General features: G+C 73.2%; 10 protein-coding genes. 4 read left to right on the top strand and 6 right to left on the bottom strand.

Going from position 1 to position 12,409, the window contains the following annotated elements:
* Positions 1 to 376: 376 nt before the first annotated feature.
* Positions 377 to 2,014, bottom strand: coding sequence for a protein kinase domain-containing protein (locus tag IE118_RS09640; protein ID WP_189557337.1), 1,638 nt, complete (start codon positions 2,012 to 2,014; stop codon positions 377 to 379).
* Positions 2,015 to 2,360: 346 nt separating this feature from the next.
* Here IE118_RS09640 and IE118_RS09635 point away from each other — a divergent pair, with 346 nt between their 5' ends.
* The gene (locus IE118_RS09635; protein WP_189557336.1) at positions 2,361 to 4,010 is read left to right on the top strand and encodes a protein kinase domain-containing protein; all 1,650 of its coding nucleotides are present in this window, start codon (positions 2,361 to 2,363) and stop codon (positions 4,008 to 4,010) included.
* Positions 4,011 to 4,115: 105 nt separating this feature from the next.
* On the opposite strand, the gene IE118_RS09630 is transcribed toward IE118_RS09635, so the two are convergent.
* Positions 4,116 to 4,655: a bacterial proteasome activator family protein gene (locus IE118_RS09630; protein ID WP_189557335.1), complete on the bottom strand. Its 540-nt coding sequence runs from the start codon at positions 4,653 to 4,655 to the stop codon at positions 4,116 to 4,118.
* Between the two features lie 190 nt (positions 4,656 to 4,845).
* Here IE118_RS09630 and IE118_RS09625 point away from each other — a divergent pair, with 190 nt between their 5' ends.
* Complete coding sequence (locus tag IE118_RS09625; protein ID WP_189557334.1) at positions 4,846 to 5,496, top strand: hypothetical protein; 651 nt, start codon at positions 4,846 to 4,848, stop codon at positions 5,494 to 5,496.
* 329 nt (positions 5,497 to 5,825) lie between these two features.
* Here IE118_RS09625 and IE118_RS09620 read toward each other — a convergent pair whose 3' ends face one another.
* Complete coding sequence (locus IE118_RS09620; RefSeq protein ID WP_189557333.1) at positions 5,826 to 6,809, bottom strand: NAD(P)H-quinone oxidoreductase; 984 nt, start codon at positions 6,807 to 6,809, stop codon at positions 5,826 to 5,828.
* Positions 6,810 to 6,940: 131 nt separating this feature from the next.
* Between IE118_RS09620 and IE118_RS09615 the strand changes: the two genes are divergently transcribed.
* Together IE118_RS09615 and IE118_RS09610 are read left to right on the top strand one after the other, a co-directional pair.
* Complete coding sequence (locus IE118_RS09615) at positions 6,941 to 7,975, top strand: ATP-binding cassette domain-containing protein (protein WP_189557332.1); 1,035 nt, start codon at positions 6,941 to 6,943, stop codon at positions 7,973 to 7,975.
* Positions 7,972 to 8,820, top strand: coding sequence for an ABC transporter permease (locus IE118_RS09610; protein ID WP_189557331.1), 849 nt, complete (start codon positions 7,972 to 7,974; stop codon positions 8,818 to 8,820). The genes IE118_RS09615 and IE118_RS09610 overlap by 4 nt, the downstream gene beginning before the upstream one ends.
* 38 nt (positions 8,821 to 8,858) lie before the next feature.
* Here the strand turns inward: IE118_RS09610 and IE118_RS09605 are convergent, their stop codons facing one another.
* The 3 genes from IE118_RS09605 to IE118_RS09595 are packed head-to-tail and all read right to left on the bottom strand — an operon-like array spanning position 8,859 to position 12,387.
* Positions 8,859 to 9,956 carry a potassium channel family protein gene (locus IE118_RS09605; RefSeq protein ID WP_189557330.1) on the bottom strand — a complete coding sequence of 366 codons (1,098 nt, stop codon included), beginning with the start codon at positions 9,954 to 9,956 and terminating at the stop codon, positions 8,859 to 8,861.
* Positions 9,953 to 11,362: a molybdopterin molybdotransferase MoeA gene (locus tag IE118_RS09600; protein ID WP_189557329.1), complete on the bottom strand. Its 1,410-nt coding sequence runs from the start codon at positions 11,360 to 11,362 to the stop codon at positions 9,953 to 9,955. The genes IE118_RS09605 and IE118_RS09600 overlap by 4 nt, the downstream gene beginning before the upstream one ends.
* Entirely contained in the window at positions 11,359 to 12,387 is a 1,029-nt protein-coding gene (locus tag IE118_RS09595) for an NTP transferase domain-containing protein (RefSeq protein WP_189557328.1), read from the bottom strand. The genes IE118_RS09600 and IE118_RS09595 overlap by 4 nt, the downstream gene beginning before the upstream one ends.
* Positions 12,388 to 12,409: the final 22 nt, after the last annotated feature.

Below are 12,409 nucleotides of genomic sequence, written 5' to 3'. Positions count from 1 at the left end.
TGCCCCGGCGAGCGCCCTGCAACAGGCACGTTACCCAGTGCTCCACATTTCTGTGAAACCCCTCTTGACCTGCGTTTTTGCTTGGATTTCCAAGTAAATCCGGAAGGCGGTGAGAGCGCGCTGGTCACAGCCTTGCAGGAGGCCGGAGCAACGGCACGTTATCCCGGCCACCCCGGGGACGGGAAGAGCCGACTTCGCTGACGGCACGGCGTGCCACGCCGGGCGTCACGGGGTGCCCGATGCCGGGCGTCACGGGGTGCCCGATGCGGGCGTCCGGGTGCCCGTGGAGAGGGGGGCGCCGCCGGGCCCGGGGCAGGTCAGCCCCGGGGCAGCGGGCGCGTCGCCGGGCACGTCGCCCGGGTCGCGGCCGGGACGGTCAGCCCGCGCCGCCGGGCACGCCGCCCACGTTCGTCCCGCCCGCGTCGGCGCCGCCGGCCGCCGCGCCGCCGTTCTCGGTGCCGCCGTTCTCGGTGCCACCGTCCTCCGTGCCGCCCGTCTCCGTGCCACCGGTCTCGGTGCCGCCGGTCTCGGTGCCGCCGTCCTCCGTGCCGCCCGTCTGGGTCGGCTGGGTGGCCGACGGCGGGTCGGTCGGCTCCTCCGTCTCCGTCTCCGTCGGCGCCTCCTCCGACGGCGTGTACGACGGCGTCCAGTCCCCGCCGCCGCCGGAGCCCGTCCCCGGGTCGGTGCCCGGGTCGGTGGTCTCCTCGGTCTCCTCGTCGCTCGGGGAGGAACTGGCCGTCTCGTCCTTGGTGCTCTGCGTGACGGACGGCGACTTCTCGGTCTTGCCGCCGCCCCCACTCCCGCCGGTGTTGTTGAGCGCCAGCGCGACTCCCGCCGCGACCGCGATCACGGCGAGCACCGCCAGGATCCACAGCTTGCCGCGGCCGCCGCCCCGGTTGCCGTTGCCCTCGAAACCGCCGTCGTCCCCGCCGTAGCCGGCGGGCAGGATCGGCTGCGGGATCGCCGTGGTGCCGGCGGCGTCCGGGTGCGGCATCACGGCCGTGCCCGCGAAGCCGGCCGACGGGGTGGGCGGTCCCTCGTGCAGGTCCACCGGGCCGGTGTTCCAGGTGCCCGTGTGCCCGCCCTGCTCGTAGAGCATCTGGAGCCCGTACTGGACCAGGCCGCGCATCTCCTCGGCCGTCTGGAAGCGGTCGTCGGGCTCCTTGGCGAGGGAGCGCATGACCAGCCCGTCCAGCTCCGGCGGGCAGGCGTCCGAGGCCTCCGAGGGAGGCGTGGGGATGTCCTGGACGTGCTGGTAGACCACCGACAGCGGCGTCTCACCGGTGAAGGGCGGACGCAACGCCAGCAGTTCGTACATCAGGCAGCCGGTGGCGTACAGGTCGGAGCGGTGGTCGACGGCCTTGCCGAGGGCCTGCTCCGGGGAGAGGTACTGCGGGGTGCCCATGACCATGCCGGTCTGCGTCATCGTCGTCGACGCGCCGTGCAGCGCGCGGGCGATGCCGAAGTCCATCACCTTCACGGCGCCGTTGTTGGTGATGATGACGTTGGCCGGCTTGATGTCGCGGTGCACGATGCCGTGCTGGTGCGAGTAGGCGAGCGCCTCCAGGACACCGGAGACGATGATCAGCGCCTGCTCGGGGCCGGGGGCCTCCGCGTTCAGCAGCAGGTCGCGGATGGTGCGGCCCTCGACGATCTCCATCACGATGTACGGGACGGCCTGGCCGCCGATGACGTCCTCGCCGGAGTCGTACACGGCGACGATCGCGTGGTGGTTGAGACCGGCCACCGACTGCGCCTCGCGCGTGAAGCGCGCCTTGGCGATGGGGTCCTCGGCGAGGTCGGAGCGCAGCAGCTTGACGGCGACCGTGCGGCCGAGACGTACGTCCTCGGCGGCGAACACCTCGGCCATGCCGCCCCGGCCGAGCCGGTGGGTCAGCCGGTACCGGCCGTCGCCGACGAGCCCGCCGTTGCCCCAGTTGTCCGGCGCGTCCGACATGCCGCCGCCAGTCGCCTCGGGGTCGGACGGGCCCTGAGCGCGCTGCTGCTGTGCCATCAGTCCTCGCCGTCGTTTCTGCCCGCGGTGCGCGCGGTGTTGTCACGGTCTCCGTCGGCCCACGCTACAGCCTTCGCACGAGGCTCCGGTCCGAGACGGGCTGCCGGGGCCGGCACGAGACGGACCGGCCATGAAACCCGCACTCCGTACTGTCGTGCAAATTCCGTGCACCGGCAGTACGACCCCTGTAACGCTTCCGCGACGCTTCTTTCGCGTACGGTCACGGATCGGGCACCACGCTTGACGTGTCAGTGGCCTGGGGCAGACTTGGCCGGGAATAGCACTTTCGATCTACGACGAACAGTCACCGACGGCGGCGCCGGAGAGGCTACGGGGGACGCGGAACATGAGCCAGGACGGCGCACGGGGCCAGTACGCGGGGCGGGCTCTCGCCGGTGGCCGTTACCAACTGCGGGACCTGCTCGGCCAGGGCGGCATGGCGTCGGTGCACCTCGCCTACGACAGCGTGCTGGACCGTCAGGTCGCGATCAAGACGTTGCACACGGAACTCGGCAGGGAGCAGGCGTTCCGTGAGCGCTTCCGCCGCGAGGCCCAGTCCGTGGCGAAGCTCACGCACACCAACATCGTCTCGGTCTTCGACACCGGCGAGGACGACGTGGACGGCATGACGACGCCGTACATCGTCATGGAGTACGTCGAGGGCCGCCCGCTGGGCTCCGTGCTCGACGAGGACGTCCGGCAGCAGGGCGCGATGCCCGCCGACAAGGCGCTGAAGATCACCGCGGACGTGCTGGCGGCGCTGGAGATCAGCCACGAGATGGGCCTGGTCCACCGGGACATCAAGCCGGGCAACGTGATGATGACCAAGCGCGGCGTGGTCAAGGTGATGGACTTCGGCATCGCCCGCGCCATGCAGTCGGGTGTCACCTCGATGACGCAGACCGGCATGGTCGTCGGCACCCCCCAGTACCTCTCCCCGGAGCAGGCCCTCGGGCGGGGCGTCGACGCGCGCTCGGACCTGTACTCGGTCGGCATCATGCTGTTCCAGCTGGTCACCGGGCGGCTGCCGTTCGAGGCGGACTCGCCGCTGGCCATCGCGTACGCGCACGTCCAGGAGGAACCGCCGACCGCCTCCTCGATCAACCGCTCGCTGCCGCCGGCCGTGGACGCGCTGATCGCCCGTGCGCTGAAGAAGAACCCCAACGAGCGCTTCCCCAGCGCGGAGGCGATGCGCGGGGAGTGCCTGCGGGTGGCGCAGTCCTTCCGGGCGGCCCCGCCGAGCATCGTGCCGGGCGCCCAGGCGCAGAGCGGCGCGGGCGTCGGCTCCGCGGTCTTCCCGCCGGTCGACCAGGCGACCCCGGCCCCCACGGGCAACGTCCAGACGCCCTACCAGCCGCCCCAGCAGCCGAACCCGTACGGGACGCCGGCGGCCCCCTCCACGCCCTCCCCGGCGTACGGCTACCCGCAGCACGGCGGCTACCCGACGCCCTCCCCGGCGCCGTACGCGCAGCAGGGCGCGTCGACCCCGCCGCCGTACAACATCACCCCGCAGTCCTCGGGCTCCGGTGCCGGCGGCGGCGGACGGAACAAGCCGGTGATCATCGGTTCGATCGCCGTGTCCGTGCTGGCCGTCGGCGGCCTGGTGACGGCCCTGCTGATGAACGGCGGCGACAAGGACCCGCAGGGCGGCGGGGACACCAGCGCCTCGGCGTCGGCCTCGGCGACCAAGGCAGAGGGCTACCGGGGGCCCGACACGTCGAAGAAGATCGACGCGGAGGAGTGCGAGGAGCCGCAGGAGTCGTACAACGACCCCGACAAGATCCGGCTGCCCAACTTCAAGTTCAAGTACATCGGTTCGGTCAGGGAGTGTCTCCAGGCCGCCGGCTGGGGCGACTTCAAGATCCTCGAGGTGGACGAGAACACCTACGGCGAGGGTTCGGTCCGCGAGCAGTTCCCGCCGGCCGGCACCGACGTCGACCCCGAGGACATGCCGGAGATCACCCTCAAGGTCTCGACGGGCAACCCGCCCTCCTGACCCGCGGCGGTACGCGGCAGCACGCGGCAGCACGGCGAAGGGGCCCGGCATCGGATGCCGGGCCCCTTCGGATCGTTCGGATCGTTCGGGCAGGGACAGGGACGGTTACAGGTACGGGCCGCCCGAGCGGCCGCCCAGGTGCGGCTCCTCCGGGCCGTCGCCGACACCGGGCGGAAGCGCGCGGCGCATCTGCTCCAGCTGGGCGCGCGCCGCCATCTGCTGGGCGAACAGCGTGGTCTGGATGCCGTGGAAGAGGCCCTCCAGCCAGCCCACCAGCTGGGCCTGCGCGATGCGCAGTTCGGCGTCGGTGGGTGTCGCGTCGTCCGTGAAGGGCAGCGAGATCCGCTCCAGCTCCTCGACCAGCTCGGGGGCCAGACCGTCCTCCAGCTCCTTCACCGAGCTCGAGTGGATCTCCTTGAGCCGGGCCCGGCTGGCCTCGTCCAGAGGAGCCGCTCGCACCTCCTCCAGCAGCTGCTTGATCATGCTGCCGATCCGCATGACCTTCGCCGGCTGCTCCACCTGCTCCGTCACCGGGGTCTCGCGGGAGTCCTCGTCTCCGCTGCCGCCGCTGAGCGCCATGCCGTCCTGGCCGACGACCAGGATCTGCGGATTCTCCGGCGACCGTTCGTTCCTCGGCATCTCCATGGCGCCATTGTCTCGCACCCCGGCGGCCGACATCGGGGTGCCCCCGACGACGGCGGCCGATCCGGGCGTCCACCCGACGGACGCGCCCGGAATGCCGGGTCGGGTACGCGGTGCGAGGCTGTTGGGCGTCCATCCGGCCCAACTTGCCGACGGTGCGACCGGGCACCGGCCGGCGCGGGAGGTCACGCTCGTGACTCCATGGCTGCGTGTAGTGGGGGCGACGATCGTCCTGGCGGCGGGGGCGGCGGTGCTGCCGTACGGCCCGGGCGCGGGGCCCGCCCGTGCGGTGACGGCGGCGGCCGCGACGTACAGGGCCTCGGGGGTCGACGCCGGACCGGTGTCCCACACCCCCTCGTCCGCTCCCCGGCCCTCCGTCCCGTCCGCCTCGTCCTCGCCGTCCGCCTCGTCCGCGTCGTCGGGCCCGCCGTCACCGACCGGGCGGCCGTCACGGGCCGAGGACCGGCCGGACCAGGGCCGGGAGCGCCCCGGACGGCACGAACCGCCCGGGGACCCCCGGGACGGGGACCCCCGGGAGCGGGACAAGCGGGGCGAGGCGCACGACGGGGGCGCCCGTGACGGCAGGGGACGCCATGACACCGGCCCGGACGCGTCCCGTCCGGAGCGCGAGGAGGCGGAGCGCCGGGCGCCCGTCGACAGCCCGGCGGTGGCGCCCACGTCGCCGGCGGCGGTCCCGGCGCCCTCCACCTCCGCGCCGGTGGCACCGGACGCGGCCGCGAGCGCCGAGCCGGTCCTGCGGATCCTTCCGCTCGGCAGCGGACTGGTCCTCATCGGCCTCGGCCTGGGACTCGCCTTCGTCGCCCTGCGCATGCGCCAGGCCTGACCACCAGCCGTACGGCCGTGCCCCACCCGGGCGCGAGCAGGCCCCCGCGGCGCTGCGCGGCGCCGGGCCTCGCAGCGCCGCGGGTCCGGGCCGGTACCGGGGCCCGGGCCGGTACCGGGGCCCGGGCCGGGGGCCGAAGGGCGGGTCTGGGCCGGGGGCCGAAAAAGCGGGTCCGGGCCAGGGGCCGAAGAGCGGGTCCGGGCCAGGGGCCGAAAAAGCGGGTCCGGGCCAGGGGCCGGCGGCCAATCCGGGCCAGGAGTCGGGGAGCGGGTGTGGGCCGAGGGCCGGGGGACGGATCCGGGCCGGGGACCGGGCCCGTCGGCCCGGGATCAGTCCGTCGTGACCAGCAGGACCTTGCCGATGTGGCCGCTGTCCTCCACGACCCGGTGGGCGGCAGCCGCCTCCAGCATCGGGATCTCGCGGTCGACGACGGGGCGGACCCGACCCGTGGCGACGAGCGGCCAGACGTGCTCCCGCACGGCCGCCACGATCGCCGCCTTCTCCGCGGCCGGCCGGGCCCGCAGCGAGGTCGCGCTGATCGCGGCGCGCTTGGTGAGCAGCGCGCCGATGTTCAGTTCACCCTTGGCCCCGCCCTGCATGCCGATGATCGCGAGCCGGCCGTTGACCGCGAGGGCCTGGACGTTGCGGTCCAGGTACTTGGCGCCCATGTTGTCCAGGATGACGTCCGCGCCCGCCCCGCCGGTGGCCTCCCTCAGCTCGGCCACGAAGTCCTGCTCCCGGTAGTTGATCAGGATGTCGGCGCCGAGTTCCGCGCAGCGCTCCAGCTTCTCCGCCGTGCCGGCCGTGACCGCGACCCTCGCGCCGACGGCCTTGGCCAGCTGGATCGCCATGGTGCCGATGCCGCTGGAGCCGCCGTGCACCAGGAAGGTCTCACCGGGGCGCAGGTGGGCCACCATGAAGACGTTGGACCAGACCGTGCAGACGACCTCCGGGAGCGCCGCCGCCTGGTCGACGGTGATCCCCTCGGGCACGGGCAGCAACTGCCCGGCCGGCACGGCGACCTTCTCGGCGTAACCGCCGCCCGCGAGCAACGCGCAGACCTCGTCGCCGACGGCCCAGCCGCTCACCCCGGGGCCCAGCGCGGCGATCCGACCGGAGCATTCGAGACCGGGGTAGGGGGACGCGCCGGGCGGGGGGTTGTAGAAGCCCTGCCGCTGGAGGATGTCGGCCCGGTTGACGGCCCCGGCCACCACCTCGACCAGGACCTCGCCCTCGCCGGGCACCGGATCGGGGACCTCCTCCCACACCAGCGCCTCGGGTCCACCGGGTTCGGGAATCGTGATCGCATGCATGAGGCGACGGTACCCCCGGGCAGGCCGGCGCCACGGGTGGCGCCGGTGGAATCCGTGTGCGGGACCGATGAGTTTGCGCGACCGTAAGAGTCTCCCCCTGCGTAGCCCGAGCACGCGGAAGGACCTCCAGCATGAGCACGCATTCGTCCGGCCCGGCGATCGAGACCGTGGGCCTGGTCAAAACCTTCGGTGAGACACGGGCCGTCGACGGCGTCGATCTGACCGTGCCGGCCGGCACGGTGTACGGCGTCCTCGGACCGAACGGCGCCGGCAAGACCACCACCGTGAAGATGCTCGCCACCCTGCTGCGCCCCGACGGCGGTGAGGCCCGGGTCTTCGGTCACGACGTCGTCCACGAGGCCGACGAGGTACGCGGCCGGGTGAGCCTCACCGGCCAGTACGCGTCCGTCGACGAGGACCTCACCGGCACCGAGAACCTGATCCTGCTGGCCAGGCTGCTCGGCCACCGCAAGCCCACCGCCCGCACCCGCGCCGCCCAGCTGCTGGAGGCCTTCGGTCTCACCGAGGCGGCCGGCAAGCAGGTCAAGCACTACTCCGGAGGCATGCGACGCCGCATCGACATCGCCGCTTCCATCCTCAACACCCCCGACCTGCTGTTCCTGGACGAGCCCACCACGGGTCTCGACCCGCGCAGCCGCAACCAGGTGTGGGACATCGTGCGCGCGGTCGTCGCCCAGGGCACGACCGTGCTGCTGACCACGCAGTACCTGGACGAGGCCGACCAGCTGGCGTCCAGGATCGCCGTCATCGACCGGGGCCGGGTGATCGCCGAGGGCACCAAGGGGGAGCTGAAGGCGTCCGTCGGCGCCGGCTCCGTCCATCTGCGGCTGCGGGACGCGGACCGGCGGCCCGAGGCCGAGCGACTCCTGCGGGAGCTGCTGGTCGCGGAGGTGCAGCCGGAACCCGACCCGGTGGCGCTCACCGCCCGCCTCAGCGCGGCGACGAGCGACTCCGCCGCCGAGCAGGCGGCACGGGCACTCGGCGAGCTGACCCGGGCCGGGATCACCGTCGACAACTTCTCCCTGGGACAGCCCAGTCTCGACGAGGTCTTCATGGCACTGACCGGGCGCGAGGCCGGCCCGGCCACCGGCCGCGACGCCGGCACCGACACCGACACCGACGCGAAGGACGAGGTGGCGGCATGAGCACGGTCACCAGCACCGAGAGCAAGGATCTTGCGCCGGTCAGCACCGAGACGCTGACGGCCCTGCTGGTCGCCAAGGAGCGCCCGCCGCGCCCCAGCTCGCTGTCCACGTCCCTGACCTTCGGCTGGCGCGCCATGCTGAAGATCAAGCACGTGCCGGAGCAGCTCTTCGACGTCACCGCCTTCCCGATCATGAACCTGCTGATGTTCACGTACCTCTTCGGCGGTGCGCTGGCGGGCTCACCCGACGACTACATCCAGTTCGTGCTGCCGGGCATCCTGGTGATGTCGGTCGTGATGATCACGATGTACACCGGGGTCTCGGTGAACATCGACATCGAGAAGGGCGTCTTCGACCGCTTCCGCTCGCTGCCCATCTGGCGGCCGTCGGCCATGGTCGGCTATCTGCTGGGGGACGCGCTGCGCTACACCATCGCATCGGTCGTCATGCTGGCCATGGGGCTGCTGCTCGGTTACCGGGCGGACGGCGGGTTCGTCGGCGTGGTCGCCGGGATCGCCCTGCTGCTGGTGTTCTCGTTCGCCTTCTCGTGGATCTGGACCATGTTCGGCCTGATGCTGCGCACCGAGAAGTCGGTGATGAGCGTCAGCATGATGGTGATCTTCCCGCTCACCTTCCTCTCCAACGTCTTCGTCGACCCGCGCACCATGCCGGGCTGGCTCCAGGCGTTCGTCAACAACAGCCCCGTCACTCACCTGGCGTCCGCGGTGCGCGGTCTGATGGCGGGCGACTGGCCGGCCGACGAGATCGCCTGGACGCTGGGCTGGTCGGGGCTGTTCGTGGTGGTGTTCGGGCCGGTCACGATGCGGCTCTACAACCGCAAATGAGCCGGGCCGGGGGCCCGCCCCACAGGGGAGGGCGGGCCTCAGGTCCAGGGGAGGGGGCGGGTGTCGGGCGTCACCTGGGTGCCCGGCGTCGCCCGCACGATCGTGATCAGCCGGTCGGTCAGTTCCAGGGTCCCGACGTCCGGGTCGTCGTAGCCCAGCACCCGGTGCCCGCGTACGACGCTCACCACCAGGTCGTTCGTCTCCCGGGGCGTCTTGCCCACCTCGGCCTTTATGACCGGCCGCTCGACCATGTCGAGACCGGTGCCCTGCTGGATCAGGTCCTCCATGACCATGCCGGCCGAGGGACTGAGCACGGAGAGCCCGAGCAGCCGCCCGGCCGCGCTGGCGCTGGTGATCACCGCGTCGGCGCCTGACTGCTTCAGCAGCGGGGCGTTCTCCTCCTCGCGCACCGCCGCGACGATCTTGGCGTTGCGGTTGAGCTGCCGTGCCGTCAGCGTCACCAGGACCGCCGTGTCGTCGCGCTGCGTGGCGATGATGATCTGGCGTGCCCGGTAGACCTCGGCCCGCTTCAGCACCTCGCTGCGCGTGGCGTCCCCTATGACGCCCGCGAAGCCGTCGGCCGTCGCCGCCTCGATCGCCTTCGCGCTGGGATCGACCACCACGACCTGCTCCTTGCGGAGCCCCGTCGCACAGACCGTCTTGATCGCGGACCGTCCCTTGGTCCCGAACCCGACGACAACGGTGTGATCGCGCAAGGTGGACCTCCAGCGGTTCAGTCGCCACTCCTCCCGGGTGCGTTCGGTGAGGGCCTCGAGGGTGGTGCCGACCAGGATGATCAGGAACAGCACACGCAGCGGCGTGATGACGAAAATGTTGGTGAGACGGGCGGCGTCGCTGACCGGCGTGATGTCGCCGTACCCGGTGGTGGAGAGAGTGACGGTCGCATAGTAGAACGCGTCGAGAAGGTCGATGGACCCGTCGGCGTTGTCGTTGTAGCCGCTGCGGTCGGCGTACACGATGAACGCCGTCACCACGAGGACCACCAGGGCCATCGACAGCCGCTTGGTGACCTGGCGGATCGGATGCTCCACCAGCTTTCTCGGCAGTTTCACCCGATGTGTCACCAGATGTTCGTCCGCCTGGCGAGCGATGGCGTCCTGGCCCGGAAGTTTCACGTGAAACACACCCCGATTCCTCCGGACGCCCAGGGCAGGTCGAGCAGTTCCGTCTCCGTACCGGGTCCCGAACCGCCCGGGGGTACGACAGCGAGCGCGTCGGCCGCCGCGACACCGCGCAGCATGGCCGGACCGTTGTAGAGCAGCGGCACCGCCCGGTCCCCGCGCAGCGCGACGGGAATCAGCCGGGTGTCGTACGGATGCCCCTGTACGCCGTCCCGCAACGGCAGCGCGTACGGCTCCGGGGCGGGGCGGGCCGCGAGGGTCCGCAGCAGGGGCTCGGCGAGGGTGAGCAGGCCGGAGACGGCGGCCAGCGGGTTGCCGGGCAGACCGACGAGGTACTGGCCGTCCCTGACGCGGGCCAGGAGCATCGGGTGGCCGGGGCGCACCTGGACGCCGTCCACGAGGAGTTCGGCGCCGATGCGACGCAGCGTGGGGTGCACATGGTCGACCGGACCCGCGGCGGTGCCGCCGGTGGTGACGACGAGGTCGGCGTCGCAGCCGGTGATCGCGTCGCGCAGCGCCTGTTCGTCATCGCCGATCCGGCGGACCTCGGTGACCTCCGCGCCGAGGGCGCGCAGCCAGGGCGGCAGCAGCGGTCCGAGGGCGTCCCGGATCAGTCCGTCATGGGGCAGTCCCTCGCCGAGCAGCTCGTCACCGAGGACGAACACGGCGGCACGGGGGCGGGGGACCGCCATGAGCGTGTCGTAGCCGGCGGCGGCGGCCATGCCCAGCACCGGCGGGGTGACCAGGGTGCCCACGGGAAGCAGTTGATCACCGCTGCGGCACTCCTGCCCGCGGGGGCGGATGTCCTGGCCGTGGGAGACGGTGTGCGGTGGCCGGTCGGCGGCGGTGGCGTGCAGCCGGCCCTTGTCGTCGGTGCGGCCGCGCTCGCTGCGGAGCACGGCGGTGGTGTCCGGGGGGACACGGGCGCCGGTGGCGATCCGGACGGCCTCCCCGTCGGTGAGCGGCGCGTGCTCCGCGTGTCCGGCGAGCACGCCCTGCTCCCGTACGTCCCAGGGGCCGGGGCCGGAGACCGCCCAGCCGTCCATCGCCGAGGTGTCGAAGGAGGGCAGGTCGGTGAGGGCGGTGAGGGGGGCGGCCAGGGTGAGGCCGAGGGCGGAGCCGAGGGGGACGGGGACCGGGGTCAGGAATCCGGTACGGCTCCGGGCGCCGTGCCGCGGGGCGCGCTCGGCGACGGCACGGGCGTCGGCCCAGGCGGTGTCGCGGTGGTGCGGGTGGCCGGTGCCGCCGCCCCGCTCACCGGCGGAGCGGCCGGAGTGGTCGGGGCGGCGGGAGTGGTCGGGGCGGCCGGAGCGGTGGTCGCGTGTGTTCACGAGGGCGAGCGCCTCCTCGACGTCGAGATCGTCGGCGTCCTCGCCGGCCCGGGTGCCGTGCGCGGTCATCCCGCGTCCGGGCGGGCGTCGGGAGCCGCGTCGGGTGCGGCGCCCGGGGTGGCGTCGGATGCGGTGCCGGGGGCGGAGGGGGCGGCCGAACGGGAGCCGGCCGGGGCATCGGCGGAGGGGGTGTCCTCCTCCGCCCAGCGCCGCGCCAGCGCCACGGCCCTGCGGGTCGCCTCGGCGACGGCCTCGCGGTCGCCGCCCGCCCGCGCGGCCGCGTAACCGACGAGGAAGGTGGTCAGCGGCGCGGCGGGCCTGGCCACCCCGTGGGCGGCGTCACGGGCGAGGTCGAGCAGCGCGGCGGTGTCGACGTCCAGGTCGATGCCCAGCTCGTCCTTGACTGCGGAGATCCATTCGTCCAACACGTGTCCATGCTCCCTGATGCGTGCCCTGGCGGCGGCGATGTCGTCCCAGGTGTCGCAGTCGAAGGACGCCACCGGGCCGGCGATGCGGATGAGGTCGAGGGCGCCGGTCAGCCGGCGCAGCGGGAGCCCGGTGAGGGCGCCGTGACGGTCGGTCAGCGCGGTCAGTCCGCGGCGCAGGGACGCGGTCCGGTACGCGGCGACGAGCGGCTGGTCCCGGCCGTCGGAGTCGGTCAGCAGCACGCCGTCGGCCGTCCCGCGGCCGAGGGCCGCCGGCAGCCCGGCGACGGTGCGGCGGTCGAGGAACGGCAGGTCCGCGGAGAGCAGCACGACGAGGTCGGCCGTGGTGTGCCGGAGCCCGGCGTCGAGCGCGGCGAGGGGTCCGCCGCCCGGAGGGTCCTCGCGGGCCCAGGTCACGGGGCGCACGGTGGGCCGGGGAGTGGCGACCACCACCGTGGTGCGGGCGTCGGCGCAGGCCGTCAGGACCCGGTCGAGCAGGGCCCGTCCGCCGACGCGCACACCGGGCTTGTCGGCGCCCCCGAGCCGGCGGGCGGCACCGCCGGCCAGGACGACGGCGTCGTAGACGGCGCCGGTCTCCCCGGAGGAACGGCCCGAGGGGTCAGCTGAGGGACCGCGGGGCGGCTCACCGGGTGGCTGATACTCGGTCACCCCCCGAGTATGCGTGCCCCCG

Source organism: Streptomyces pilosus, from assembly GCF_014649835.1.
GTDB classification, from domain to species: domain Bacteria; phylum Actinomycetota; class Actinomycetes; order Streptomycetales; family Streptomycetaceae; genus Streptomyces; species Streptomyces pilosus.
Note: the sequence above shows the minus strand (reverse complement) of the source record. Positions and strands in the feature narration are given on the sequence as shown.

What these genes read in the sequence shown, in the direction of transcription:
- IE118_RS09640 (WP_189557337.1), bottom strand. Translation starts at nt 2,014, where the DNA reads ATGGCACAGCAGCAGCGCGCTCAGGGCCCGTCCGACCCCGAGGCGACT.
- IE118_RS09635 (WP_189557336.1), top strand. Translation starts at nt 2,361, where the DNA reads ATGAGCCAGGACGGCGCACGGGGCCAGTACGCGGGGCGGGCTCTCGCC.
- IE118_RS09630 (WP_189557335.1), bottom strand. Translation starts at nt 4,655, where the DNA reads ATGGAGATGCCGAGGAACGAACGGTCGCCGGAGAATCCGCAGATCCTG.
- IE118_RS09620 (WP_189557333.1), bottom strand. Translation starts at nt 6,809, where the DNA reads ATGCATGCGATCACGATTCCCGAACCCGGTGGACCCGAGGCGCTGGTG.
- IE118_RS09615 (WP_189557332.1), top strand. Translation starts at nt 6,941, where the DNA reads ATGAGCACGCATTCGTCCGGCCCGGCGATCGAGACCGTGGGCCTGGTC.
- IE118_RS09610 (WP_189557331.1), top strand. Translation starts at nt 7,972, where the DNA reads ATGAGCACGGTCACCAGCACCGAGAGCAAGGATCTTGCGCCGGTCAGC.
- IE118_RS09600 (WP_189557329.1), bottom strand. Translation starts at nt 11,362, where the DNA reads ATGACCGCGCACGGCACCCGGGCCGGCGAGGACGCCGACGATCTCGAC.